Origin of the sequence: Salinimonas lutimaris, assembly GCF_005222225.1 — a bacterium.
GTDB classification, from domain to species: domain Bacteria; phylum Pseudomonadota; class Gammaproteobacteria; order Enterobacterales; family Alteromonadaceae; genus Alteromonas; species Alteromonas lutimaris.
This window is the reverse complement of record NZ_CP036536.1, coordinates 2,058,007-2,084,601: the sequence shown is the minus strand read 5'-3', so window position 1 is coordinate 2,084,601 and position 26,595 is coordinate 2,058,007. Positions and strand designations below refer to the sequence as shown.

25 protein-coding genes are annotated in these 26,595 nt (G+C 48.2%); 17 read left to right on the top strand and 8 right to left on the bottom strand.

Translation table 11 applies throughout. The annotated features are described in order from the left end of the window. Positions 1–23 precede the first annotated feature (23 nt). The 6 genes from pyrD (at position 24) to rmf (ending at position 7,652) form a co-directional block, all read left to right on the top strand. Positions 24–1,031 carry a quinone-dependent dihydroorotate dehydrogenase gene (gene pyrD, locus EZV72_RS09020; protein WP_137166934.1) on the top strand — a complete coding sequence of 336 codons (1,008 nt, stop codon included), beginning with the start codon at positions 24–26 and terminating at the stop codon, positions 1,029–1,031. Positions 1,032–1,068: 37 nt separating this feature from the next. Continuing rightward, positions 1,069–3,165 carry a bifunctional 23S rRNA (guanine(2069)-N(7))-methyltransferase RlmK/23S rRNA (guanine(2445)-N(2))-methyltransferase RlmL gene (gene rlmKL / locus EZV72_RS09015; protein WP_137166933.1) on the top strand — a complete coding sequence of 699 codons (2,097 nt, stop codon included), beginning with the start codon at positions 1,069–1,071 and terminating at the stop codon, positions 3,163–3,165. Then, positions 3,144–3,395: a glutaredoxin family protein gene (locus EZV72_RS09010; RefSeq protein ID WP_232364396.1), complete on the top strand. Its 252-nt coding sequence runs from the start codon at positions 3,144–3,146 to the stop codon at positions 3,393–3,395. The genes rlmKL and EZV72_RS09010 overlap by 22 nt, the downstream gene beginning before the upstream one ends. Further along, positions 3,392–5,329, top strand: coding sequence for an ATP-binding cassette ATPase Uup (uup, locus tag EZV72_RS09005; RefSeq protein WP_137166932.1), 1,938 nt, complete (start codon positions 3,392–3,394; stop codon positions 5,327–5,329). The genes EZV72_RS09010 and uup overlap by 4 nt, the downstream gene beginning before the upstream one ends. Positions 5,330–5,341: 12 nt before the next feature. Continuing rightward, positions 5,342–7,099, top strand: a complete 1,758-nt coding sequence (locus EZV72_RS09000) for a DUF3466 family protein (protein ID WP_137166931.1) — start codon at positions 5,342–5,344, stop codon at positions 7,097–7,099. 376 nt (positions 7,100–7,475) lie between these two features. Beyond that, on the top strand, positions 7,476–7,652 hold the full coding sequence (gene rmf / locus EZV72_RS08995; protein WP_137166930.1) for a ribosome modulation factor: 177 nt from the start codon (positions 7,476–7,478) through the stop codon (positions 7,650–7,652). 74 nt (positions 7,653–7,726) lie between these two features. Here the strand turns inward: rmf and fabA are convergent, their stop codons facing one another. Next, a complete protein-coding gene (gene fabA / locus EZV72_RS08990; protein ID WP_137166929.1) occupies positions 7,727–8,245 on the bottom strand; it encodes a bifunctional 3-hydroxydecanoyl-ACP dehydratase/trans-2-decenoyl-ACP isomerase in 519 nt (172 codons plus the stop codon). Positions 8,246–8,379: 134 nt separating this feature from the next. Between fabA and EZV72_RS08985 the strand changes: the two genes are divergently transcribed. Continuing rightward, on the top strand, positions 8,380–8,640 hold the full coding sequence (locus EZV72_RS08985; protein ID WP_137166928.1) for a hypothetical protein: 261 nt from the start codon (positions 8,380–8,382) through the stop codon (positions 8,638–8,640). On the opposite strand, the gene EZV72_RS08980 is transcribed toward EZV72_RS08985, so the two are convergent. Then, the gene (locus EZV72_RS08980) at positions 8,637–10,427 is read right to left on the bottom strand and encodes a cryptochrome/deoxyribodipyrimidine photo-lyase family protein (RefSeq protein WP_137166927.1); all 1,791 of its coding nucleotides are present in this window, start codon (positions 10,425–10,427) and stop codon (positions 8,637–8,639) included. The genes EZV72_RS08985 and EZV72_RS08980 overlap by 4 nt on opposite strands. Next, positions 10,418–11,680, bottom strand: coding sequence for a DASH family cryptochrome (locus EZV72_RS08975; RefSeq protein ID WP_137166926.1), 1,263 nt, complete (start codon positions 11,678–11,680; stop codon positions 10,418–10,420). The genes EZV72_RS08980 and EZV72_RS08975 overlap by 10 nt, the downstream gene beginning before the upstream one ends. Positions 11,681–11,757: 77 nt before the next feature. On the opposite strand from EZV72_RS08975, the gene EZV72_RS08970 reads away from it, so the two are divergent. From EZV72_RS08970 to EZV72_RS08950, 5 genes are all read left to right on the top strand, one after another. Next, positions 11,758–13,185, top strand: coding sequence for a cryptochrome/photolyase family protein (locus tag EZV72_RS08970; protein ID WP_137166925.1), 1,428 nt, complete (start codon positions 11,758–11,760; stop codon positions 13,183–13,185). A 3-nt stretch (positions 13,186–13,188) separates the two neighbouring features. Next, positions 13,189–14,730, top strand: coding sequence for a cryptochrome/photolyase family protein (locus EZV72_RS08965; RefSeq protein ID WP_137166924.1), 1,542 nt, complete (start codon positions 13,189–13,191; stop codon positions 14,728–14,730). Continuing rightward, entirely contained in the window at positions 14,717–14,866 is a 150-nt protein-coding gene (locus EZV72_RS08960; protein WP_137166923.1) for a DUF2256 domain-containing protein, read from the top strand. The genes EZV72_RS08965 and EZV72_RS08960 overlap by 14 nt, the downstream gene beginning before the upstream one ends. Positions 14,867–14,922: 56 nt before the next feature. Beyond that, positions 14,923–15,957 (top strand): L-dopachrome tautomerase-related protein, encoded by a 1,035-nt coding sequence (locus EZV72_RS08955; protein WP_137166922.1) that lies wholly within the window; start codon positions 14,923–14,925, stop codon positions 15,955–15,957. A gap of 116 nt (positions 15,958–16,073) precedes the next feature. Then, positions 16,074–16,919 carry a class II glutamine amidotransferase gene (locus EZV72_RS08950; protein ID WP_137166921.1) on the top strand — a complete coding sequence of 282 codons (846 nt, stop codon included), beginning with the start codon at positions 16,074–16,076 and terminating at the stop codon, positions 16,917–16,919. Between the two features lie 17 nt (positions 16,920–16,936). Here the strand turns inward: EZV72_RS08950 and EZV72_RS08945 are convergent, their stop codons facing one another. Beyond that, positions 16,937–17,515 carry a phosphatase PAP2 family protein gene (locus tag EZV72_RS08945; RefSeq protein ID WP_137166920.1) on the bottom strand — a complete coding sequence of 193 codons (579 nt, stop codon included), beginning with the start codon at positions 17,513–17,515 and terminating at the stop codon, positions 16,937–16,939. Between the two features lie 218 nt (positions 17,516–17,733). Here EZV72_RS08945 and EZV72_RS08940 point away from each other — a divergent pair, with 218 nt between their 5' ends. From EZV72_RS08940 to EZV72_RS08925, 4 genes are all read left to right on the top strand, one after another. Then, positions 17,734–18,222 (top strand): HNH endonuclease, encoded by a 489-nt coding sequence (locus EZV72_RS08940; protein ID WP_137166919.1) that lies wholly within the window; start codon positions 17,734–17,736, stop codon positions 18,220–18,222. Between the two features lie 1,719 nt (positions 18,223–19,941). Further along, on the top strand, positions 19,942–21,000 hold the full coding sequence (locus EZV72_RS08935; protein ID WP_137166918.1) for a tyrosine-type recombinase/integrase: 1,059 nt from the start codon (positions 19,942–19,944) through the stop codon (positions 20,998–21,000). A gap of 35 nt (positions 21,001–21,035) precedes the next feature. After that, entirely contained in the window at positions 21,036–21,218 is a 183-nt protein-coding gene (locus EZV72_RS08930; protein WP_137166917.1) for an AbrB/MazE/SpoVT family DNA-binding domain-containing protein, read from the top strand. After that, positions 21,218–21,586: a HopJ type III effector protein gene (locus tag EZV72_RS08925; protein WP_137166916.1), complete on the top strand. Its 369-nt coding sequence runs from the start codon at positions 21,218–21,220 to the stop codon at positions 21,584–21,586. Before EZV72_RS08930 ends, EZV72_RS08925 begins: the two co-directional genes overlap by 1 nt. 640 nt (positions 21,587–22,226) lie before the next feature. Here the strand turns inward: EZV72_RS08925 and EZV72_RS08920 are convergent. Together EZV72_RS08920 and EZV72_RS08915 are read right to left on the bottom strand one after the other, a co-directional pair. Further along, positions 22,227–22,817 (bottom strand): cytochrome b, encoded by a 591-nt coding sequence (locus EZV72_RS08920; protein WP_137166915.1) that lies wholly within the window; start codon positions 22,815–22,817, stop codon positions 22,227–22,229. Positions 22,818–22,912: 95 nt separating this feature from the next. Beyond that, complete coding sequence (locus tag EZV72_RS08915; RefSeq protein WP_137166914.1) at positions 22,913–23,215, bottom strand: hypothetical protein; 303 nt, start codon at positions 23,213–23,215, stop codon at positions 22,913–22,915. A 396-nt stretch (positions 23,216–23,611) separates the two neighbouring features. On the opposite strand from EZV72_RS08915, the gene EZV72_RS08910 reads away from it, so the two are divergent. Further along, a complete protein-coding gene (locus tag EZV72_RS08910) occupies positions 23,612–24,487 on the top strand; it encodes a DNA replication terminus site-binding protein (protein ID WP_175405079.1) in 876 nt (291 codons plus the stop codon). 43 nt (positions 24,488–24,530) lie between these two features. On the opposite strand, the gene dgcA is transcribed toward EZV72_RS08910, so the two are convergent. Further along, positions 24,531–25,550, bottom strand: coding sequence for an N-acetyl-D-Glu racemase DgcA (dgcA, locus tag EZV72_RS08905; RefSeq protein ID WP_137166912.1), 1,020 nt, complete (start codon positions 25,548–25,550; stop codon positions 24,531–24,533). Continuing rightward, complete coding sequence (gene dgcN, locus EZV72_RS08900; RefSeq protein ID WP_137166911.1) at positions 25,547–26,545, bottom strand: N-acetyltransferase DgcN; 999 nt, start codon at positions 26,543–26,545, stop codon at positions 25,547–25,549. The genes dgcA and dgcN overlap by 4 nt, the downstream gene beginning before the upstream one ends. Positions 26,546–26,595 lie beyond the last annotated feature (50 nt).

The window sequence follows — 26,595 nt, the reverse complement described above, 5'->3', positions numbered from 1 at the left end:
CTTTTTTATAGATAACGCCCGATATGCAATCCATCGTACAGAAACTACTTTTACAATGTGAACCTGAAACCAGCCATGACTTTGCCATGAACTGGTTAAAGCGCACCCAGCACACACCGCTAAAAAAGATCTATAGTCATTCCACCATCGAAAAACCGGTCACCGTGGCAGGCATCCACTTTGCCAATCCGGTCGGACTGGCGGCTGGCCTGGATAAAAATGGTGAGTGTATTGATGCGTTTGCTGCGATGGGCTTTGGCTTTATCGAGGTGGGCACGGTCACCCCACGCCCTCAGCCGGGGAACCCCAAACCCCGCCTGTTCCGCATTCCGGAAAAACAAGCGATTATCAATCGCATGGGGTTTAACAATAAGGGCGTGGATTATCTGGTTGAAAATGTGAAAAACAGCCAGTTTAAAGGCACTATCGGTATAAATATCGGTAAAAACAAAGACACTGAAGAAAACCGCGCACTAGAAGATTATCTGCTATGTCTGAACAAGGTGTATCCTTATGCCAGTTATGTCACAGTGAATATCTCGTCACCCAACACACCGGGATTACGTAACCTGCAATACGGCGCTGCTCTGGATGCACTGCTGACTGGCCTGAAAGAGGCACAGGAAAAACTCTGTCAGACTCACGGAAAGTATGTTCCGCTGTTTATTAAGATTGCACCAGATTTGTCGGACGAAGAAATTACCTCCATCGCTCAGTCGCTGATTACCAGCAAAATGGATGGTGTCATTGCCACCAATACCACCTTAAGCCGGGATGCGGTGAGTGGCTTGCCACATGCAGATGAGGCCGGTGGTCTGAGCGGCGCGGTGATGACGCAGGTGTCGCTGGATGTTACCCGCAAGCTGTCGGCGGCACTGGATCGCGCCATTCCGATTATCGGTGTTGGCGGCATTGATTCGGCCCAGGCGGCCAGAGATCGGCTGGACGCCGGTGCATCACTGGTGCAGGTATATTCTGCCTTTATTTATCAGGGTCCGGCGCTTATCCGCCAGATCGCTAAAGCTATTTAACTAATGCCGGCCTGCGCCGGCTGAGTAATGATTGTTTATGAATACTATTCTCGTCACCACCAGTCGTGGTCTGGACGAACTGCTCAAGCAGGAAATTGAAACCTTGTGCCCGGGCGTGGAAACCCGCCTGAGTCCGGGCGCCGTGATTTTTGACGGCACACTGGAGCAAGCTTACACCTTGTGCTTATGGTCACGCCTTGCCAACCGGGTCATCTGGCAACTGGCCAGCGGTAAGTGCGACTCGGCCGAGCAGCTATATCAGGTCGCCGACAGTGTTGACTGGCCGCAGCACCTCAAGCCCACCCAGACCCTGAGCGTTCAGTTTGTGGGGACCAACCGGGCTATTAACAATACTCAATTTGGTGCGGTCAAGATAAAAGATGCCATTGTGGATCAGTTTGTGGCTGAAGGTAGCCAGCGTCCATCGGTGGAACGCCGACAGCCCGACTTACCGGTGTATGCACGTTGTCAGCGTGAAAACGTGACAATTGGGGTAGATTTAAGTGGTAACAGTCTGCATCAGCGGGCGTATCGTACCCAGACCGGCGATGCTCCTCTTAAAGAACATATTGCCTGCGCCATGCTGATGCGCTCCGGCTGGACTCGTCATACCAACCAGCCATTGGCAGATATCATGTGCGGTTCGGGTACTATTGCCATTGAAGCCGCCTATATTGCCCGTAACATTGCGCCCGGTATCAAGCGGGCCTACTGGGGCTTTACCCACTGGCAGCAGCATAACGGCGAGATGTGGGATAACCTGGTAGATGCGGCCATTGACGCCCAGCAACCTGCCGGGGCGGTGATACATGCCAGTGATATGAGCCGTAAAATGGTCAGTATTGCGAAAAGCAATGCTGATGAAGCCGGCGTTTATAACGATATTCAGTTTGCCGTCACCGATGCCACCAAAGCAGCGCCACCAGTCAAAGAAAAAGGCTTTATGGTGTCTAACCCGCCTTACGGGGAGCGTTTGGGTGAACTGACCAGCCTGGTACCGCTGTTTGCTGACTGGGGTAAGCATTTAAAAACCGCGTGGAAAGGCTGGAATATCACGCTGTTATCCAGTAATCGCGATTTACTGCGGGTGCTGAAATTGCGGGCCAGTAAAGACTACGCCATGAATAACGGTAAGCTGGAATGTCGTCTGGTTAACTACGAAATGAATGCCGCAAACTGTGAGCAATTCAGTGAAGATGCGCAAAACCATGAATTTGCCAATCGTCTGCGTAAAAATCTGAAAAAGCTCAAAAGCTGGATAAAACAGCAGGATACTAACTGTTACCGTATCTATGATGCTGATCTGCCCGATTATAACGTGGCGATTGATCACTACGATGACTGGCTGGTTGTACAAGAATACGCGCCACCTAAAGATGTCAGCGAAGATAAAGCCCGCCGCCGCTTGCAGGAAGTATTGCTGCACCTGCCGGTGGTGACCGGTGTTCCGGCCAGCAAAATCGCACTGAAAGTACGTACCAAACAAAAAGGCACTGCACAGTACGAGAAGTTCGATAAGAAAGGCGACAAAATGCAGGTCTGGGAAAATGGTGCCCGACTGCTGGTTAATCTGACTGATTACCTGGATACCGGTTTATTTCTGGACCATCGTGACACCCGTCAGATTGTGCGTAAAGAAGCACGTAATAAAGATGTACTGAACCTGTTTTCCTACACCGGTAGTGTGTCAGTGGCGGCCGCGCTCGGTGGCGCTCGCTCAGTATGTACCGTAGATATGTCAAAAACCTATCTGGACTGGGCTAAAGATAACTTCAAACTGAACAAACTGGCTGGTCCTTATGCATTTATTCAGGCTGACTGTACAAAGTGGCTGGCCGAGCATACAGGTAAATACGATCTGATATTTATCGATCCGCCGTCGTTTTCCAATTCAAAACGGATGAACGAAACCTGGGATGTGCAACGTGATCACATGGCGCTGCTGACCAATGCTGCCAAGTGTTTGAATGACACTGGCACAATCATATTTTCCAACAACAAGCGTGGTTTTAAACTGGACAAGGCCGCGGTAGAGGCCCTGGGTTTCAGTGTTGAAGATATTTCCGCCCAGACGATACCGCAGGATTTCTCCCGCAATAAAAATATTCACAAGTGCTGGGTATTTCGTCGTTGAACCTGATTTTGTATACCGGTCCGGGTTGCCAGCTGTGTAACAAAGCACAAGCGATATTTTTGCAATCCTCTGCGGCCGGTCACTGGATGCTGGAAACCATCAATGTGCGCACTTCACCTGCGCTATATCATCGCTATGGCGCCCGCATTCCGGTACTTTTACGCACTGATACCAACGCAGAACTGGCCTGGCCGTTTGCGCTGGCAGAGCTGGAGTTATTTTTACAATGAGTATTTTGCAGTTAAAAAACATTACGGTTATTTACGGTAACCCACCGCTGCTGGACGGCGTTGAACTGATTGTTCAGCCGGGCGAGCGGGTGTGTCTGGTTGGTCGTAACGGCAGTGGTAAATCCACCCTGATGAAAGTGATTTCAGGGGATGTGATTGCTGATGACGGCCAGCGTATTATTGATAATCAGACCATTGTGGCCCGATTGGAGCAGGACCCGCCACAAACTACCGATGTGACCCTGTACGACTACGTCGCAGAAGGACTGGCTGATGTGGGCAATATCATCAAGAATTATTATCATCAGACCCGGCTGGTTGCTGAAGAGCCCACTGATAAAAATCTGGCGCGGATGGAAGTACTGCAATCTGAACTGGAAGCACGGGATGCCTGGCAATTTGAACAGCAAATCTCCCAAACCCTGACCATGCTTAAGCTTGATCCGGATGTGTCATTATCGACCCTGTCCGGAGGCTGGCGCCGTAAGGCAGCCCTGGCCCGCGCACTGGTTCGTCAGCCAGATCTGTTACTGCTGGACGAACCAACCAACCACCTGGATATTGAAATGATCCGCTGGCTGGAACAAAGCCTGAAAGCCTATAACGGGGCCATTGTTTTTGTCAGCCACGACCGGGCTTTTATTCGTAATCTGGCCACCCGTATTGTCGATCTTGACCGTGGCAGCCTGGCCAGCTATCCGGGTAACTATGAAAGTTATCTGGAGAAAAAACAGCAGGACCTGGAAGTTGAAGCTGCGCACAATGCTGAATTTGACAAAAAGCTGGCCCAGGAAGAAGTCTGGATTCGGCAGGGCATTAAAGCGCGCCGCACCCGTAATGAAGGTCGCGTCAGGGCATTGAAAAAGCTGCGCGATGAGCGCAAGGCCCGGCGTGATTTACAGGGTAATGTGGTGGCGGCCCAGCATCAGGGCGTCCGCTCTGGCAAAATGGTATTTGAAGTTAACGACTTAAGTTATGCTATTGAGTCCAAAACTATCGTGTCGCACCTGAATCTGAACGTGCTGCGCGGTGATAAACTGGCCCTGGTCGGCCCTAATGGCTGTGGTAAAAGTACCCTGATAAAACTACTGTTAGGCCAGCTTAATCCGCAGACCGGCGCTGTAAAGCAGGGCACAAATCTGGAGGTGGCGTATTTCGACCAGCACCGGTTTGGTCTGGACCTGGAAAAAACCGTGATTGATGCGGTTGCCGATGGTAAACGTGACTTGATGGTTAATGGCCATCCCCGCCATGTGATCAGTTATCTGCAGGATTATCTGTTTTCCCCGGAACGGGTCAATGCCCCGGTTAAATCACTATCCGGTGGTGAGAAAAACCGCCTGATGCTGGCCAAACTGATGCTCAAACCCAGTAACTTGCTGGTGCTCGATGAGCCGACCAATGATCTGGATGTGGAAACACTGGAAATGCTGGAGACGTTGTTGTCTCAGTATGAGGGCACGGTACTACTGGTCAGCCATGACCGTGAATTTGTGGATAATGTGGCAAACAGCTGTCTGGTATTCGAGGGTGAAGGCTCGCTCAAAGAATTTGTGGGTGGTTTTTCTGATGTGCAGGAATGGTACAAGAGTCAGGAAAAACAACAGCAACAGGCAAAAAAGGCCGCTGCGCAGGCGGGCTATGAAACTAAATCAGAAACTGACAGTCCTAAGCCTAAGTCTTCTGTACGTAAGACGAAAAAGCTATCATACAAAGATCAGCGGGAACTGGACTCTTTGCCCAAAGAAATCGAGATCTTAGAAGAAAAACTGGATACGCTTCAGACATCGGTAAACGACCCGGACTTCTTTAAACAAGACAGTGACACCACTGCAGCCTTGCTGGCAGAATTGAACGATACCGAAACAGCGCTGAATGAAAAATACGCGCGCTGGGATGAACTTGAGAGCATGTTGGAAGACGCTCAGCAGTAAATAGGAATTTTGATGAAAAAAACACAGCTAGCCGCAGCCGTACTACTGGCTACAGGCAGTGCATCAGCGCTTGCCGCAACCTATGAAATAACGCCTTTGCCGGTTGAAGATATCGGCCAGAATAACTTTGCAAGCGCAATAGATAACACCGGTGCAATGCTGACTACAGTGGGCGAAGAGTTCTCCCCCCGTCTGGATGTTGAGTTACTGGAAGAAACCGGCTTTTTCACTGCCATTGAAAGCGCACTGGAAGCACCGGACGATGCTCGCGCCGGCGTCTTTACCACCAATGATTACAATACCATTGTGGCCAATCTGTCGACAGTACGAAGCACGCGCAGCAAAACCAATGTGCAGCTGACTGATTTCAGAAGCTATGTATCGGATTTGACCGATGCTGAGCTGGTCCCGGCGCTCGATGTCATACCCGAAGGTGATGATGATTACACCTGGTCAGTACGTGGCATAGCCCGTGATAGCCTGAGCCGCGATTTTATCGTGGGAGATGGTGAACTGCCATTTTTACCCCTGGTATATACCAACGATGATGGCGATGATACCACTTACATTTTATCAGCCGGTATTCAACAGGCCTTTGCCTATGTAAACGGCACTGCTGTGCGCCTGCCATCGCCGGATGATACGTTGAATGGCTATGCGGCTGCCTATGCAGTTAACAGTAATTTTGAAGTAGCAGGCTATGCCTCTACTGCCTATACCGACGACTTCATGGATAGCGTGGCAGAATGTCAGGATGACGAAAACCGGGCCATTGAACCGGAAGAGCGCTGTCTGGCAACGCTGGCTTACAGCAGCACAACATCCTCGTTTTCGTCTACGCAGTTAAATAACGCCACACTGAACCCCGTGGTGTGGCAGTTAAATGCGTCGGGTGAAGTTGTCAATACCATAGTATATCCGCTGGTATTTGAAGCCGACGATGACACCAATCCGTTTTTCAAGCGTGGTCGTGTTCAGGATATTAATGATGCCGGGGTAGGCGTAGGCTATTCAGCCATCGAAGAGCAGGTTTTGCTGACATCACGAACAGCCACCGGTAGCAGCACCACGACCACCCGTCCGGCCCGGACCGTCGCCACTTCGTTTATTGACGGAGAAACAACGGAACTGCTGGACCGGGATGAAAACCAGCTGAGCCAGGCCAGTGCCATCAATAATAATGGCTGGGTCACAGGTACAGTAACCCGTTCGCCTAACAGCATTGCCCGTGAATTCCTGTTTGCGCACAATCTGGAAACCGGTGAAACAGTGTACCCTGAAGGTTTCTTCTCTAATGCAGAAACGATTGGTCAGGCGATTAATAACAATAATACTATTGTAGGTAACTCGCAGGTACAGGCCACGCAGAGCTCTGTGACCAAAACACATGGCTTTATGTATACCGTGGGCGAAGACGACAGCGTTATTGACCTGAACACGCTGACAAGCTGTGACAGCCCGTACGAAATTGTTGATGCTATTGATATCAATGACAATGGCGAAATCATTGCCAATGCAATTATCGAAAAAGCCGTACGCAACATTGATGGCACAACAGCAATGAATGACGCTGGTGAAGAAGAGCAGGATGAAGTGGTGGTCGCGGTAAAACTGACCCCTAACGCCAATGGCCAGATTGAACAGTGCGATGCTGACGATGTGGGCAGCGACGAAGATGAAGGCTTTGAGCGCAGCGGAGCGGCTACCGGGCCGTGGTGGATCGCATTACTGGCCGGTCTGGTCGGATTCCGCCGGTTTCGCCGGTCATAAATTGCATTAACCGTATAAAAAGAGCGCCACTAAAGGCGCTCTTTTTTTGTTCTTTTGTAGCTAAAAGCAAGTTTTGCTGGTTGGCTTAAAAGTCAGGCGGGGTCATGCGCACAGAGTATTTTTTAACCGCTTAGTACAGGTGGAATAAAAGCGTCTAAAAAATGAAATGAATATGCAAAAAAAATGTAACATAAAATAATGCTTACATTCATTATCTTGCTATATGTCAAGAGAATTTTTTATTAAAATTGCTTGAACCTTCTTGTCAAATTGACTATCAAAGTACTGTACGACAAAGAACGCAGCGCTTGTCGACCAAAGCAGCTTAGGAGCGACTGTACTTTTTCGTACTTTAACTGACAAAAGAGGCTAATCAATGAAACGACAAAAAAGAGACAAATTGACTCGCGCCCATGCAAAAGGGTATCAGGCTGGAATCAGCGGTCGCTCTAAAGAAAACTGCCCGTTCCAGTCTTTTGACACGAGATCACAGTGGTTAGGAGGGTGGCGAGAAGCTGTGGAAGACCGTCATCTCGGTTTTTCAGTCAGATAATCATCTCTTTAAAGTTTATTGATGTAAGCCCCGCTCAAAGCGGGGCTTTTTCGTTTAAAGCGCAAGGCTGATAATCAGAATGTTGATGTATCCTGAAACAAACCGACTTTAAGATCTTTGGCAACATAAATCTCACGGCCATCTACCTCAACGATACCGTCTGCCTGGCCCATAAACAATTTTCGTTTAATCACCCGCTTCATATCGATGCGATAGGTTACTTTTTTGGCGGTAGGCAGAATTTGTCCGGTGAATTTTACTTCACCCACGCCGAGCGCCCGACCTTTGCCCGGGCCACCGCTCCAGCCAAGGAAGAAACCGACCAGCTGCCACATGGCATCCAGACCCAGACAGCCCGGCATGACCGGATCACCGGGAAAATGGCATTCAAAAAACCATAAGTCAGGATTGATATCCAGCTCTGCAATGATTTCACCTTTGCCGTGAGAACCGCCATCCTCAGTAATAGACACAATCCGGTCCATCATTAACATATTCGGGGCCGGTAACTGGGCGTTTCCTGGGCCAAACATCTCGCCAATGCTGCATTTAAGCAGGTCTTCGCGGTCAAAGCTTTGTTGTCTGTCGGACATAAACTCTCTTCTACTTATGAATTCAGGCACTTAATTTAGCGAACACTTGTACGCTAAACAACTCTGAACAGTGATTTATTGTTAATTTTTTGCCATGCTAGACTGACATTTTGATGACAGACGGAAGAAAATGCATGGCTGAAAAGAAAAAATCTTTACTGCAGGCCAATGCAGAAAAGCAAAAGCGCTACAGGGAAAAGCAAAAAGCGGCAGGCAAAAAGCTGGTACGAGGGTATGTCAGTCCTCAGGCTATGCAGTGTTATGAAGAAATTAGGCAAAAAACTGGGTGGAGCGACAACGAAACCTTGTCTAACTCACTGCGAATTTTGCTGGCCGCCTACAAGTGCGGCCAGATCAAACTGCTAAATGAGTGGCTGAAAAATCATGACCGCTAGGGCTGTCGGATCGGGGTGGTGTGTTTGTGGATAATACGTCGGGCATCCTGTTTCACTTCTTCCCGGTCCCGGTATTGCCACAACCTGTCACGCACCTGAGGAGCAATGGCATCAATATCAACCACCGGATAACGGTAGCGTAAGGGCACTTCCAGCGCCTCAAGCTGCAGCGTCAATGGTGCGATTGCCCAGGGCGTATGGATAAACTCGCTGGGCAAGCTGGCCAGTTCCGGTACCCACTGGCGAATAAAAACGCCATCCGGGTCCTGTTCTTTGGATTGTTTAACCGGGTTGTACAGCCGAATGGTATTGGTTCCGGTAATGGCGGCCTGCATCTGAATCTGCGGATAGTGAATCCCGGGTTCAAAATCCAGAAACTGACTGGCCAGATATTCAGCCGGGCGTTTCCAGTGCAGGTTGAGCCAGTGACACGCCACACTGGTGACCATGGCCCGCATTCTGAAATTAAGATAACCCGTTGCGCGCAATGCTCGCATACAGGCATCCACCAGGGGTAAACCGGTTTGCCCCTGGTGCCACAAATGAAACAGCCACTGGTCTTTAGGGCCGGTTTCATAGGGGTAGGCCGCATAGCCGGCGTTGACCGGGCGCACTTCCATGGCACATTCGCTTTCAAACTTCTGTACAAAATGATTATGCCATGACAACCGGGATGACAGCGCCCGTAACGGTCGGCGCCAGTTTTTTTGTCGCTCACGGGTATATTCAATGTACTGATATACCTGACGGACCGACAGATTCCCAAATGCCAGATAGGGGCTCAGCCGGGTACAGGCTTTACGCGCTTTGGAAGGCGATGAGATGGACGTGTGATAATCAATACCGCGTCCTGCCAGAAAGTGTTTGAGGGTATGCCAGGCACGTTTTTCACCGCCATGCTGAAAACAAGGCTGGGGCGTTGCGGTGTAGCGATAATCTAAAACCGGTGAAATGCCCAGCGCGCTGTCAGGCTCAGAAACAGCGTGTTGCAGGTTAAGCCCCGGCAGCAGGTTTTGTGTGGTTATACATAGCGTGTCGAGGTCGTCTTCGGTCGTTGCTGCATGCCCCGCATGCTCAAAGTAGCGAATACTGGCAGGCCGGGAAGTATTCAAGATTCCGCATACAAAGAAAGTAGTGGGGCGGTCTTCCACTGACCTGGCCAGCAGGGCCTGCTCCTGCATTTTTGATGATGCCGGCAGCCTGAGCGTATTATGACAATACCCGGCGCGCAGATAGCACGGGCGTAAGAACCCGTCAGCCGATAGCCAGTTAACCTCTGCCAGCGCTACGTCATCGCAGGACTGATGGTAACTGCGATGCCAGTGCTTAACCCACTGTTTACGATGCGACAGGCCTCGCTGAACAGCACCGTAAGGCGACTCATACCAATGAATATCATGCGCGGCAAACCAGCGGGCTATCTGTTTATCGCGGGCAAAGGTATTAGCCAGCCCGATTTCCTGATAGGAATAGACCCCATGTATGCGAACCTGATGGCAGAGCTGTTGAAACACCGCACGGGCGTTACCGCAGGCGACCATAACGCGGCAGTGGTATGATGACAGCTGACTGTCCAGATCATCCAGACTTTGTTGTACAAAACGCCAGTGACGCTCACTATAATGCGGGTCGCTGAGCAGCATAGGTTCAAAAATATAAAGGAGCAGCACCGGGTGGCCTGTTTCGGCGGCCTGCCGTAACGGCGCATGATCCCGCAGGCGCAAATCGCGCTTAAGCCAGACAATATTGACGCTATCTGTGTGATTGCTGTATTGCTTTAAAGCCATGCGCGCCGGAACTGTCCGTCACTGTCATACATGTCGGTCTGCTTTTGCATATTAAACTTACGCTGGCCTCGCGGGTCGCTGCCACCGCCAGCCAGATACAGCCAGTTGCCCCAGTTGCTGGCTACATCATAGTCAATCAGCTGCTGTTCAAACCAGGCTGCTCCGTAGCGCCAGTGTAAATTCAGCTCATGAATTAAATAGCTGGCGCAGAGCTGGCGGGCACGGTTTGACATAAACCCGGTCTGTTGCAGTTCACGCATGCCCGCATCGACAATATCACATCCCGTTTTACCCTCACACCAGCGGGTGAAGCGCTGCGTGTCGAACTCACCAAATGCCTGCTGACCTTTAAAGCCTTCAGCAGCAAACAGCACATGCTGATGCTTTACCAGCTGCCAGTGAAAAAATTCCCGCCACAGCAGTTCAAAATACAACCAGTAGGTAGAATCATTTTTTTCAATCTTCTGTTCGTAGGTAAACAGTTCATCAGCTACCCGCCGCGGGGATAGCATGCCACTGGCCAGCCAGGCAGAAAATTTTGACGAATAATCCCAGCCCACCATGCCATTTCGGGTTTCCTTATACTGACTAACATGTTGGGTTTTCCAAAGATAATACTGAAGCTGTTCAAGCCCGGCGGTTTCTCCGCCCTGCCAGTAACGAACATCAGTCGGTGTCTGTAGTTCAGTATCTGAGTGAATTCCGGGAACGGGCGGTTTAAGCGAAGTGGGTTTATCCGCCGGTTTTACTGGCTCAATGCTGGCTTCTATCTGCTTTCTCCACGGCGTAAAAGTGTTTTTCATGGTGCGTGGGTCAGACGGCAGCTGTGCTTCATCAAATAAATGATTGCTGGTACCGGTTTCCCAGCTCACCTGAGGAAGCGCCTGGCAAGCTGCTTCAATATGACGGGCTTCGTACGGCGCAACATCCAGACTGTAGCCGATACGGGAAACCCCGTATTGTTTGCATAAATCAGGCAGCCCGGTGTCGATATTGGCCTTTTTTACAATCAGTCGCTGGCCTAGCTGTGAAAGCTGCTGATTAAGGTCCTGCAGCCCCTGATAAACAAACCGGCGCCGGTGCTGCCCCTGTGAAACCAGACCAAAAGCATTGGGCTCAAGAATCCACGGCTCGTCAAAATACACCAGAATCAGCTGGTCGACATCTAAATTAAGTTTAATTAAACCTGGCAGGTCGTCCAGTCGCAAATCCTTGTTGAATAAGTACAATCCAACATGTGGCTGTGAAGACATCCGAATATCCCGTTTCGATCAAAAGCAGCCATAGTACGTATACCAGCAATACCAAGACCAGTTAAAAAGAGGTAATCGTGACCGTACCTGTCACCATCATGTGGTTCAGAAAGGACCTGCGCGTAAAGGACAACCCTGCGCTTATCGCTGCCTGTAACGAAGGTAAAATTATTCCGGTATTTATCTACGACAGCGAAGCACCGGACAATCATCGCCCCGGCGGGGCCAGTCAATGGTGGTTACATCAGTCACTGCATGCGCTGAATAAACGGCTTAATGACCATTTACAGATTTACCGTGGCGACCCCAAAGTAATAATTCCGGACCTGATGGAAAAATTCAGCGCTGACACCGTTATCTGGAACCGCTGCTATGAACCGGCCACCATTGAGCGGGACAAACAACTTAAGGAGATTCTTAAGGAGTCGTCATATAACGCGCACAGCATAAATGGCAGCCTGTTATGGGAACCCTGGACTATCAGTAAAGGCGATGGCGGACCCTACAAAGTGTTCACTTCCTTTTACAAAAAAGGATGTTTGCAGGCCGCGCCACCCCGTTATCCGGAAGCCGCTCCAGATCGCATCACCTATGCGGATGTTCCCCAAAGCGACCTGTCTGTAGATGATTTGAATCTGATGCCAGATATTAACTGGTACGAGACCATTGCCAAGGAGTGGACACCAGGAGAAGACGGTGCAGCGGATCGTCTCAGTGCCTTTTTAAATGATGCGGCAACCGAATATAAATCAGAGCGGGATATTCCCGGTGTTCACGGTACGTCTAAGCTTTCACCGCACCTGCACTGGGGCGAAATATCACCGAATCAGATTTGGTACGCGGTAAAAGGCAAGTTCGGCGACACCGAAAACGAGGGCGTTGATACCTTTTTGAGTGAGCTGGGCTGGCGCGAGTTCAGTTATCATTTGCTGTATCACTTTCCGCAGATTGTAGATGAAAACTTTAATGATAAGTTTAACCACTTCAACTGGCGCTACAGCGAACAGGATCTGAAGGCGTGGCAAAAAGGCCAGACCGGGATCCCGATTGTGGATGCGGGGATGCGGCAACTGTGGCAAACCGGCTGGATGCACAACCGTGTGCGTATGATTGTCGGCTCATTTCTGGTCAAAAACCTGCTTATGCACTGGCATCATGGTGAAGCCTGGTTCTGGGATACTCTGGTGGATGCCGATATGGCCAGTAACAGTGCCAGCTGGCAGTGGGTGGCCGGCTCCGGCGCTGATGCTGCGCCATATTTTCGGGTATTTAATCCTGTTTTGCAGGGCGAAAAGTTTGATAAGCAGGGACATTACGTAAAGGCCTGGTGTCCGGAGCTGGCTAAGCTGGGCAACAAATACCTGCATAAACCCTGGGAAGCGTCAAAAGATGAACTCAGCAAAGCCGGTATTACGCTGGGGCAAGAGTATCCAGAGCCACTGGTAGACCTGAAAGAAAGCCGGCGCCGTGCGCTTGATGCGTTTGACCAGATAAAAGGAAAATAACCAATGTCAGGTACTCTGCGACTGATTCTGGGTGACCAGCTAACCGATGACCTGCCAGCTATCACCGATGCGGTTAAATCCCGCGATATTATTTTACTGGCCGAAGTGCGCGAAGAGGCCACTTACGTAAAGCACCATAAAAAGAAGATCGCCTTTTTGTTTTCGGCCATGCGCCACTTTGCGCAGGAGTTGCAGTCGCAGGGCTACACGGTACGCTACCGGTATTACGACGACAAAGACAACCAGGGGAGCTTACTGGGCGAGGTGAAGCGGGCGCTCGATGAGCTTAAACTGGATAACGTGGTTACCACGGCGCCTGGTGAGTACCGGCTGATGAAAAGCATGCAGCAATGGGAGCATCAGCTGGGTAAGCCCGTTACAATCAACCAGGACACACGGTTTTATGCCACACCGACAGAATTCAGTGAATGGGCCGAAGGCAGAAAATCCCTGCGCATGGAGTTTTTCTACCGGGAAATGCGTAAAAAAACTGGCATACTGATGCAGGACGGTGGTCCGATAGGCGGGCAGTGGAATTTTGACGCGAAAAACCGGGAGTCGTTACCGGCGTCTGTTCAGCCACCATCACCCAGTATGTTTGAGCCTGACGACATCACCCTTGAGGTGATTGAGTTGGTAAAAACAGAATTTTCTGATCATTTTGGTGATATTGACGAGTTTCATTATGCGGTGACACGGCAGCAGGCTCTGGAAGTCCTCAACACATTTATTGACGAGCGCTTGCCGGACTTTGGACGTTATCAGGATGCCATGCGCAACAATGCGCCCTGGTTGTTTCATTCTCACTTGTCGTTTTACATCAACTGCGGGCTACTCAGCCCACAGGAAGTGGTGGAACAGGCAGAGTTGGCCTACCACAGCGGTAGCGCGCCGTTAAATTCGGTCGAAGGGTTTATCCGCCAAATACTTGGCTGGCGCGAATTTGTGCGCGGTTTTTACTGGCACTACATGCCCGGCCTGCAATCTGACAATTACTTCGGCGCAACCCGTAACCTGCCGGAATTCTTCTGGGATGGTTATACCAATATGAACTGTATGCGTCAGTGCATTACCGATACCAAGAATCATGCTTATGCTCATCACATCCAGCGCCTGATGGTACTGGGAAATTTCTCGCTACTGTGTGAATTGTCGCCCGAACAGGTACAGCAATGGTATCTGCTGGTGTATGCCGATGCGTATGAGTGGGTGGAGCTACCCAATGTAGCAGGCATGATTCTGTTTGCCGATGGCGGTAATCTGGCCAGCAAGCCCTATGTAGCGAGCGGCAGTTACATCAATAAAATGTCGGATTACTGCAAGAATTGTGGCTATAGCGTAAGTAAGAAAACTGGCGAAAAAGCCTGCCCGTTTAACTATTTGTACTGGCGCTTTTTAGATGCCCATCAGGATAAATTAAGAAAGAATCCGCGCATGGGGCTGGTTTATAAAAGTTACGACCGGATGGATGCACAAAAAATTGAGACAATGCGCTCCGACGGTCAAAAATTTTTAACAAAGATCACTAATAATGAAGAAGTCTGAGCTGCCACAAAAAACCTGTGTGGTGTGCGGCCGGCCTTTTACCTGGCGCAAAAAATGGGCGCGTGACTGGGAAAATGTCCGTTACTGCTCAAAACGTTGCGCCGGAAATCGTAACAAATCGTCACCACAGCATTAAACCAGTGGTCACGATACTGCGTAACAGCTTCATTAATCAGTGAACGTGAACCTTTGATGACATTAAAAGAAAAAGCCCTGGCTGCGCTAATGACAGCCACAGTAGCAACGACAATACACGCAGCAGAACCGTACAAAGTAGCCCAGATAGATGGGACACAAATTACCGGCGTCACCGTCAGCGGTAATGGTGATGTTTTTGTTAATGCGCCTAACTGGCGTGAAAATGTGCCGTTTGCTGTGGCTAAAGTCACTAAAGATGGCAAGTTTGAACCTTATCCTAACACGCAGGTAAATGCCTGTGTGGCCAGCGCACAGGTTAAAGACGACTGCTTTTTAGCCGTGCAGTCGGTAGTTGCTCACGCCGACAAACTGTACGTGCTGGATACCCGCAATCCCCGTTTTCAAAAAGTGCAGGATGCACCACGGTTGTTCGTAATTGACCTTAACTCAAATCAGATTGAAAAGGTCCTTAAACTCAGCGAACAGGCTTATCATAGCGATTCATACATCAATGATTTACGGGTTGATGATAAAACCAATCGCATTTATATGACTGATTCTGCCCATGCCGGCTTAGTGGTATACAACCTGGATGACGACTCCAGCTACCGTATTCTGGATAACCATGTTTATACCAAAGCCGAAGTTGATCAATTAAGCATTGAAGGTAAGCCGTTTACCATGCAGGTTCAGTCAGACGGCATCGCCCTGGATACTGTAAATAATACGCTGTATTTTCACGCTTTATCTGGTTACAGCCTGTATGCCATCAACACCGCAGATATTCAGCCTGGTGCTAATGACAGCATTGCCAAATCGGTGCGTAAAGTTGCGAAAACCGGCGCACCTGACGGTATGATTTATCATGAAGGCAACGTATATCTGGCCGATCTTGAAAAACAGCTGGTGCAGTATCTCACACCAAGCATGGACTTGCGCACGCTGGTGAGTGGCCAGGCGGTTAGCTGGGCAGATACTTTCAGTATCCATAATGGCGAGCTTTACTATACCAATAGTAAAATTCAGGATGCCGGTGCCGATGTCAGTAAAATGTCATTTGAAGTTTATAAAGTCGCCTTGCCTCAGTAAATCTGCAACTCCAGGGGCTGATAACATTTGGTATCAGTTCTTTTTTGATGTCTTGTTGAACCCGATGCGAGCCTTGGGTATTCTGCTAACAGACCTGCAGTACAAGGAGCCGCATCGTGTGTGAATTATTAGGCATGAGTGCCAACACACCCACCGATTTATGTTTCAGTTTTACTGGCCTGACCCGCCGTGGTGGTGAAACCGGGCCGCACAAAGATGGCTGGGGCGTCGCATTTTATGAAGGGAAGGGCGTACGTCAGTTTCATGATCCAGAGCCTTGTTCCACTTCAAAGATAGCAGAATTTGTCGCCCGCCTGCCGATCAAGAGTAAAACCGCAATCTGCCATATACGCCAGGCTAATGTAGGTAACATCAATCTGTCGAATACGCATCCTTTTACCCGTGAATTATGGGGACGTAACTGGGTATTTGCTCATAATGGTCAGATTCCGGGGTTTACGCGTCGCACAGGGATTTATGAAGCTATCGGTGATACCGACAGCGAGGAACTGTTTTGCGACTTACTCAACCAGCTAAGACAAAATCTGCCTCGTGATGCCATGCCACAACAGCTGGCCCAGACTCTGGTCACCCTGAGTCAGGAGTATGCGCAGCAAGGCGTATTTAACTGCTTATTAAGTAACGGCGACTGGCTGTTCACGTTTTGTAGTACCAAACTGGCCAGTATTACACGGCGTGCGCCATTTGGTCCGGCCTGCCTGAAAGATGTTGAGGTGGAAATAGACTTTGCCAGCGAAACCACACCTAATGACGTGGTCAGTATTATAGCCACAGAACCCCTGACCAACGATGAGCAGTGGGATATTTATGAGCGCGGGGAATGGAAACTCTGGCAACAGGGGGATGTGATTGCCAGTGGCAAAGTAGATGTGCCGGTCCATAATTCGGAAACTAAAATGGTCAGCCCGGCCAATATGCCAGTAGATAAATGTGCAGGCTGACCTGAAATAGCCTCAGGCTATTTTTTATAGGGCGGAGCAGGGGAGCTGACTTTAGAAACCAGATAGGCCGCGGCAAACCCCAGACAACTGCCCACCATAACATCCGATTTGTAATGAGCATCCCGGTCAGTCCGGCTTTTTCCTATTAACGCGGTGGCGGCATATCCAGCTGCTGATGCAAGCACTAAGGGGCCTGAGCTTTTCGGAATACTGCCTGCTACTGCAGCCATGGCGGCCGCATGGCCAGACGGCATTGCATTGAATTTGTCTTTCAGCGTTGGGCCTTTAAAGTCAGGGCCACGAATCGCTCGGGGCCGTTTTTTACCAATCAGCCGTTTTAAAATAGCATTGGCACCGCCAGCCAAAGCAGCACTGAGTGCCGCACGCTTTAAAAATTTCTGGGTCTTGGGCGCATCCACCAACGTGGTTGCCGCATAGGCAGATGCAGTGATAGCGGTCACTGCCACAGGCTTGGTCAATGCACTTAAGTACTTAGATTCCAGCAGAGCCTGTTTGTTTTTCTCTGCTTTCGACTTAACAAACCGGCCAACAATTTTTCCGGCCAGACTTTTATCTTTGGTTCTCAGATGAAGCATCACGTTGATCCTTAAAATTTGCACATGAAATATATAACCGCAACACGCTAAAAAGATCGACCGACGCCAGTAAATCATGCTTTATGGTGATAAATAGAGATAAGATAATTGGAAACTTTTTTCCAATTGGTGATAAATAAGCAGGAATACAGGAAATGGAAGCCTCACACTGATGTCAGTGAGCTTTAAAAAGGAGAACGGTTATTTATATTGCAACGATGAGAGCAACCGGCGTAAAACGGTTTAAAAAATACAAAAGAGAAAATAGTGCGTTAAGGGCCATTTATTCATTTCTGTCAGACTATGATCAAGATAACTTGAAGCTGGTCACGCTGATATCTCCAGGCAGGCAAGTGCAAACCTTCACAGACGCCAATGAAATCACTGTCCCAAAAACCAAACAAAGGATTGCCGATTCTAAAAGCTGGCAACGGCTCAGATTTAAAGTTTTCGATAAGTACGGAAATGCTTGTTCATGTTGCGGTGCAGGTTTCTTAGATGGCGTTAAGCTGGAAGTTGATCATATTTATCCTGTCAGCAAATATCCTGAACTTGAGCTGGAATTTTATAATCTACAGATTCTTTGCAACATTTGTAACCTCGGAAAATCTGATGTTTTTATTAAAGACTTCAGAGATGAGAAAATGAAAAGAAAACTTGCTGATATTTATGCGTCGACTTATCAAGTTGAAAAAGTAAAAGAATAATTGGTAAAAAGATGAGCCTGATTTTAGCATGCAGTCAACATAGAAAATAAAATCTGAAGTTCCAGTAGCCGTCTGGTATTTTCAGGTTTTAAAGTAATTAACTAAGGTCATCAAATTTTATGTATGAGTATGGTACTAAAGGCGCTGTAACTAAAACCATCTGTATATACAGCATAACTTACTGCCAGACATGATGCCCGATGATGAACGGGTATCGCCAGACTTATGCCAACACCAAATCGACCGGGTGCTCAGTCATCTGAACGATTAAAAGCACGGTATCTGGCGGCGAGCACCAACGGGAGCGCAGGCCGCCAGATACCAGTGCGTAAAGCCATAAAATCAGGCCGCCAAAAGTGACGCGTGTAACTATCTGATATCGCAACATATATAATTGCGCATAATGTATATTATGTTAAATAGAGTATTTATGTATTATATCATGTTAGTCAGGGCTGCTTCCCGACTCTATAGCAATATCTGCAGATTAACGCTTTTACAGCGTGCCTGTCCGCATTGGCAATCCACGTGTTAACGCACCGCAAGTTGCTCACTAGCCAGGCCGGCTAACGAAGCAAAGTTGTGCCTGTCCATAAACAGCCGCAGATAAATAGTAATATAAAGCGTTGCTGGTATTGGTCGTGTTCGGCAACCGGTATGAGATAACCCAGTCACTTAGGTTTTGTCATCGACCTCAGAATTAAGCTACTCAGTTGTTTATTACATATATAAGCTGGCTGGCAAATTTGCGTTAAAAATAGACAAATATTACCAATTTAAAATCGTGTCGTACGTAAAATCTGAGGAGTTTTGCGAGGTATGGCTAGTCAGATTTTACGTAGAGCCGCGCTGAAAAGTTACCGTCTTTTGTGCAAAAAGTGTCATCAGCCATGCCTGATAAACTAACTGGTTGTTGGTTTAGTTTAACGATGCTCGTGAAATCAAATGACGACAGAAGCTGAACAATATTCGCAAAGAGTCATAGTCAAAAATATAAATCGTATTCCTAATCAGGTTATCTCTGCTTATAAAGCATGGTTAACAACAAAGATAATTAGCTCGCGAAATCTCAGATTTGGTTATTGATATGGTAGTCGCAATATTGGATTAAATATATCGCAAGTCGCCGGACAAATTGCTGATTCAAATCCACCAGTGAAACTCCCAAATGACGGTTCAGTCAGAGTACGCTTAGCCAATTCAGGTTTCATCAACACTCGTTTAGAAATTGCTTGCTGACTTTGGCATCTTTCTGTTTGAATTTCAGGCAACGCTACGTGAAATCTGATAAAGATTTCGGGTCACAGGCCTGAATATTTTACGTAGCGCGCTGTGATAATAGCGCTATTTTTGCTCATTCTTATGAAATTTAGTCAGCTGCAAAGGCAAAATGATGCTGTGGTGATGGGCCAATAATCACAGTTAATACGCCTTCCCGCTTGTTTTGTATTCAACAGTATCGACATAAATTGAGTAAATCACCATATACTGTATACTTATACAGTCTTGGTAAAAAGGGCACTTCGGTGTTCTTAAAGAACCGTAAAGTGGAAAAGACGATCGTAAATAATGGTCAAAAAGGACGCTATTAGTCGGTTTTATTCATCACGCAAGATAACTGGAATTATCATGCGTGATGAATAAAGAGATAGATTTACGATGCGCCAAAACCCTTATAATGTTATTATTAATCAATAAGATACAAGTTTTATAGAGTTTATGACCAGCGCTTTAATCTCCTCTCAGCATGGCTTTGTAACCGTATATAAAGAAGCGGTCAGCCGCTATTTTAACGATATATTTACAAAGTTACCCCGCAATACGCAGCGTGCTTATGTGAGTGATTTCAATGAATTTGCGATATTCTGCGACCAGGAAAATCTGCCTGGTTTCACTGATTCGATGCAGGATAATGAGCATTGCGTAAAGCGCTATGTGGAAGTGCTTTGTCAAAGTCCCCTTGCCTACAGAACCATAAAACGCAGGCTCAGCGCATTAAGTAAGTTTCTGGGAATTGCTCAGTTGCCTAATCCGATTGTGCAGTCGGTGTATCTGAAAGATTTTATAAAGCTGAGTTTGGCAGAAAATGAAAAGTATCAGCTGAGCAGCCACCAGGCAGTACCGCTGACACTGGATATTCTGGAAAAAATCAATGATGCCGTAATTCCTGATACCTTACTGGAAATGCGAGATCTTGCTATTATCAACCTGATGTTTGATGCGTTGCTACGTGCCGATGAACTAGTACGAATACGCCTGGAGCATATAAACAAACGCAACAATGCACTTCTTATTATTACCTCTAAAGCTGACCAAGCCGGTAAGGGTTCTTATCGCTATATCTCCAACAGTACGGTTGCGATGATTGATGAATATATCAGTGAAGCTAATTTTAATCGTGCCAGACAAACTGAACGTGAGACCACGGATCCCCGCCGGTTGAATAATGGCATACTATTCAGGCGGGTTTCGAATCGTGGACATGCCCTGCTCCCTTATGACGAAAGCTTGCAAGGCAAGCATTCACCGATTCTGGAATACTCTTCTATATACAGGGTTTGGCGACGAATTGCCGATCTTGCCGGGATTAAAGAAAATATTACACCGCACAGTGGTCGGGTTGGCGGCGCCGTGTCGTTGGCAGAAAATGGTGCTACACTGCCCGAGATGCAGTTGGCCGGTGGTTGGAATTCTCCTGAAATGCCAGGGCATTATAGTCAACAGGCCAATGTGGGCCATGGTGGAATGGCTAAGCTGGCCAAAAACAGAAATCGTTAGATTTATTTTGTTCAATTTTTTAAACAGGTATCCCGATGAAGAAAATTATTAAACAACAAAAAGGGCTTCATAAAGACAGCAATCTATCGTTCTCCCCTGCTCTTTTGCGCTCGACCTACTCTGGGTGGGATTCCTTTTTTAATAGCGAAAGGCAAGTCAGTGATGATTTTATGGCAGAACGTGTGCAACCAGTTAATCAGAAAAGAGAGTTAATTTAATGCGCTACCGTGACACCACTGAACTGCTTGAAGATATAAAAAGCAACTCACAGAACATAGAATTTAATGATGTAATAGCGCTGATTGACACTCAGTTTTTGTTTACACCGACGCGCTTTACGAATGGCAGCGTGATTAATGATGCTGACCAGAACCATGGCTCATGTAAGTTACTGGCACTGGGCCGTCATCTGGCGCTGGATAAATCCCAAACTCTGGCTTTATTCGGCCGTTTTTACACTCGCGATGTGCTTGAGAATCCGCAAGGTAACGATCATGCGAACATCCGAAATTTTATGGTTGGTGGCCATGATGGCGTGACCTTTGACACTTTTCCGCTGCACGTGCGGAGTACTGATACAAAGTAGCTTTTTGCAAGAGCACATTTAAAACGTAAATTAAGCTTGAACAGAGGCCGTTTAAATTTTCTGTTAGTCCAAAATAACTTCCCGGCTTTACCCTGTCTTAACTGTCGGCTCATTACCGGCACTTTCGACATGTCGCTTGTTCATCGTTAAAGCAGCGTTATTGTAGATATCGTCGTGAAAGATTAACAAGGCATAACATGCAAGTGTTGGTTTTCACTCTGTTTTTAATCCTGCTGACAGTACTTGTCCAATGCGCAGACTATAATGTGTCTTACTTTCATAAAGAAGGTACGAAGGCTTCCGACTCTGCGATAAGCATTCGACCGTGCAGGTTCTGATCATTATAGACGGTCAGGCCTGTTGTCAGGAAAGAGGAAAAGGTGCGGTTATATTCAATACCGGTGATGTAGTTAAATGCGCGGCAACGACAGAACACTGACACTCCCCAATCAAAGACAGGCACGTCACTTTTTGACATTATATGGCCCACAAACCCTATCATCTGGACGCAAGTGCCAACACAAAAATATTATGACTCGAAAGCAAGCTCGATACATAAACCGATCTGACATTTGCCGGTGCTCTGCAGCAGCGCGAATATACTTATATAAGAACCTTGTTTAACTAACCCTGCTGGTTTTTATGGCTTGCCGCTGGTCATTTTTTTCAATGTACGATCTTTTTGAATAAAGTGATGATAGAGCGCAGCAGCAACGTGGCCTGCAATTAGCATCCATACCAGCCATTCCCCCATAATTTGTTTATGGATGAAATCTACTGGTGCTTCAAATTCTTTGAATGTCAGGCCCATACCATTGCTGACAAGCACTTCAAACAGCCAGGTATCTTCAAATTTTGGAACAGTAAAAAAGCCAAAAAATTGAGTGTCAGCACCAGTACCCATATACCCGGTCAATGGCATGATAATCATTATGCCATACAAAGCAAGATGCCCAAGGTGAGCGGCCAGGTGCATCAATTTATTACCCGGCTCTTCTCTGGGCGTCGTGTTAGTCAGACGCCACAAAATTCGCAACAAAACCAGACCACCCACTGTCACACCAATGGCAAAATGTATGTGAATGACCGGGCCACCTTCTACACCAAAAGTATCCGCCAGCCAGTCTTTTAAATAAACGGTAACGTAAGAGCCTATAAACAACGCTGCTGTGAGCCAGTGAAAACATTTGGCTACAAAGCCATAATTAAAATCAGTATTAGTCAGGTGCACACATCACCTCTTTGCTGTTAATCCAGTTCAAAGCATACCTGATTCAGGCTAATCAAAATGCTAATTTGGCGTTAATATAACTTATCTTATAAATACTAACGTTTGGTGCTTTTGGGTGGTTTTAGCTTCAGCGCTTTTCGAATATACATCTCAGCCGCCTGCATAGCCTCTTCGACAGTTTCCTGCGGTGCATCGTGTGTGGTTACCTGCCGAATCTTTTTACTGCGATCACCACGACAGTACCAGAACCAGCGACCCTCCCAGGTCGGCATAACGACAGCCAGCACATCCTGATCAAACATAAGGTCATAACGGGTCGCGCTTTTCTGTAACCAGTTTAGCCCCTTATTGGTGGCTGACAGTTCTTCAGTGCCTACGAAATCTGATTGCTGTTCCACTCGCCTTTGGTCCTATTGCATGAATAATCCGGCAAGATTCTCAATAATCCTGCGGCATTACAATATAGCCCATGAGTCAGGGGCTGTGTTTTCGGCAAAGCGTCAATGCGGCGAGACAAATAGCCAGCGTGCGAGAACCTTATGTTTATAAAACAAACACATAGTGAGGAAAATGCACAGCTGCGCTGGATAACTTTTAGCCGGATGCTCCTGACTACCCCGCCGCGTAGCGGCGTAACTTGAATTACATTATAGGGTATGGTGCCGTAATAAATGCTGGGTATTATTTTAGAAGTGATAAGTCGCCGTATTGTCAGGCTTTTTGTCGCGAAAAAGTCGAAAAGCAGTATGTTTAGGTGTACTGTATATGCAAACAGTATACATCAATACATTGTTATGAATCTACTCCGTTACTACATGAATGAAATAGAAAGCCACACTCAGGCCCTGACTAAGCTGGTTCGTCAGTATGTGATGACTGACCAGGCGGTGGTTTATTCATTGCCCCGCATCAGTAAAGAAGAAGAACAGGAAATCATTGATGACGATTACGATGTTATTCCAGTGACTACACTGACGGGAGAAGAGGCGGTTGAAACCGGTATCGAGGCTTTTCAGGATATGTATGTGTTTAATAATGATCTGAGCCGACGGTTCGTGCAGAAATATCCCGGTATTCTTCCCCTGTCCTGTCCAGCTACTATTGTAGAGCCAACGCTGACAGCACTGAACCAGGCAAAACAGGCATTTAAACAGGAAGTACAGAAATTTGACGGGCCGGATGAAAAATTTTTCGAGGTGCACGACAGGTTTAACTACCTCATCACCACCATGGCCTATCGTAAAATCTATCATTTTAACGGTGACTACAAAGCCTTTTATTTTAACTGGTCGCGCCGCCCCAGAGTAGAATCCGATACGCGCCAGAACTGGCTGGACAAACTGGAACGGGCCCGCGCTACGATTCCAGCCAACCATACCCGGGAGTCATGGTACGCCCTGCTTGATGCGGATATTCAAAAAGTGAGCGAGGTCATGCAACCAAAACTCAGCGTTCGCCGCCCGATTAAACTGCGGCCTGAGTGCTCGGTAAGAGATAAAGAAAACAAAATGCTCGGTTATAGCGCAGGACTTCCTTTTATCCTTACCGGTTTTACCGAAAAGCCAAGGGTCACGACGCTAAAGGATTATGTGCGTAAACCACCTCAGACTCACACTGCCAACTGGCAACTGGTAGTACCTCGCATGCATTTGTATCAAAAGCTGAAATAGCCGGCTAACCGGCTATTTCGTGACGCCTTGTGCCTGGTCAAATTCAGCGATAACGGGCAAGTGCATTGGCCGGTTGTGGCAGCCCCCACAACAGAGATGGGTGGGACAGCATTGTACCGTTATCAAACTTAAAGCCCTGCTCCCGATCCTGTGCAACCAGTAGTGGGCCGTCCAAATCAACATAGTCCGCCATATGGCCGAGTAAATAAGACGGTGCCATGGCCAGTGAACTGCCCACCATACATCCCAGCATAATTTGCAGGTTCAGTGATTTTGCCTTATTAGCCAGCGCCACCGCTTCACTCAGGCCACCGGTTTTATCCAGTTTAATGTTCACCGCTTGATACCGCTCAGCCAGCCACTCGAGGTTATCACTGGTATGGCAGGACTCATCGGCACATAATGGCACCGCAGACACAATATCAATCAGCCCGTCATCTTCACCGGCTGGCAGTGGTTGTTCAATCAGCACCACATTCATCCCGGCCAGCGATTCGGTAACCGATTCCAGTAAGCGAAAATTCCATGCTTCGTTGGCATCAACAATAAACTGTGAATGCGGACAGACCTCATGAACCGCAGCAATGCGCTCAACAATCAGCTCAGCATCCAGCTTTATTTTTATCAGCGGTGCGGTCGTCAGCTCTGTGGCAGCGGCAGCCATATTCTGTGGTGTATCAATACTCAGGGTTTGCGCTGTGATCACTGATTTTGCCTGAGGCAGTGCCAGCATGTCAGCAACGCTGGTTTGCTGTTGTTTTGCCTGTAAATCCCACAAAGCACAATCCAGTGCGTTGCGGGCAGAACCGGCAGGTAGCTTAGCCAGTAACTGATGTACCGACGCCATACTGCTAATCTGCCCCTGCAATTCCCATAATGACTCGCTGACACTGTCCAGCGTTTCACCGTAGCGCCCGTATGGCACAGCTTCTCCCCAGCCTGCATGTTCACCATCACACAATACCAGAGTCACCACCTGTGCACTGGTTTTAGCGCCTCTGGATATACGAAATACTTTGGCCAGGTCAAAGCGCTCCAGATACACCTTCAGCGTTACACTCATACCAGCGCATCCACAATCGCACTGACACCATGACGATGAGGATCGACACAGGGTAAGCCAAACTGTTCGCTCAGGCTGGCGCAATATTCTTTTGCGGTAGCTTCATCCACCGATGAAGTATTCACTGAAATACCGGCAACCACTACATCCGGGTTCGTCAGGCGGGCATGTAACAGGTTTAGCTCAATGGTCTGGGCAATGGTAGGCTGCGGTTGATGCGGCAGTGCCCGCATATGCTCCCGGCCCATCGCATGACATATCACCAGGGCGTCAGGCTGCGAGCCATGCAAAAGCCCAAGACTGACTCCGGCGAAGGCCGGATGAGATAAGGAGCCTTGTCCTTCAATAATATCCCAGTGGTTATCAGCCGCATCGGGTGACAGGGTTTCCACCGCGCCTGAAATAAAATCTGATATTACGCAGTCTACGGCAACACCGGCACCACTGACCAGAATCCCTGACTGGCCGGTTGCCCGAAAATCACAGGGAACATCGCGAGCCGCCAGCTCCCGGCTAATTGCCAGAGAGGTAAACATTTTGCCTACCGAGCAGTCGGTGCCCACAGTCAGCAGGCGCTTGCCCTTACGCTTAATACCTTTGCCGGTTTTAAACCGGGTGGTGGGATGACGGATATCTATCAGGCGGCGCCCCAGTTCGTCAGCCTTTTGCCGGATATCCGGAATGTCGGTAAGACGATCATGTAAACCACTGACCACATCCATGCCGGCTTCCAGTGCGGCCACAATATACGGATGCCAGCTTGCGTCCAGATTCCCGCCGCTATTGGCAAAGCCCAGCACAAAACTTTTTGCCCCCTGACTGGCCGCCTCGGCAATGCTTAGCGCCGACAGTCCGGTAGAGGCGGTATTGCCCGGCAACCGAAATTCGCCAACACAGTTTTGTGGCGTCCAGTAGGCCGCGCTTTGCGCCATTTTAATGCTGAGTGGATCGGTCGCATCACCGACAAAAAGAAGATAGGGTCCCTGAATAGCCATAGCAGTATCCATGTGTTGCGATTAAAGATACCCCCTATCCTACTGGGCAT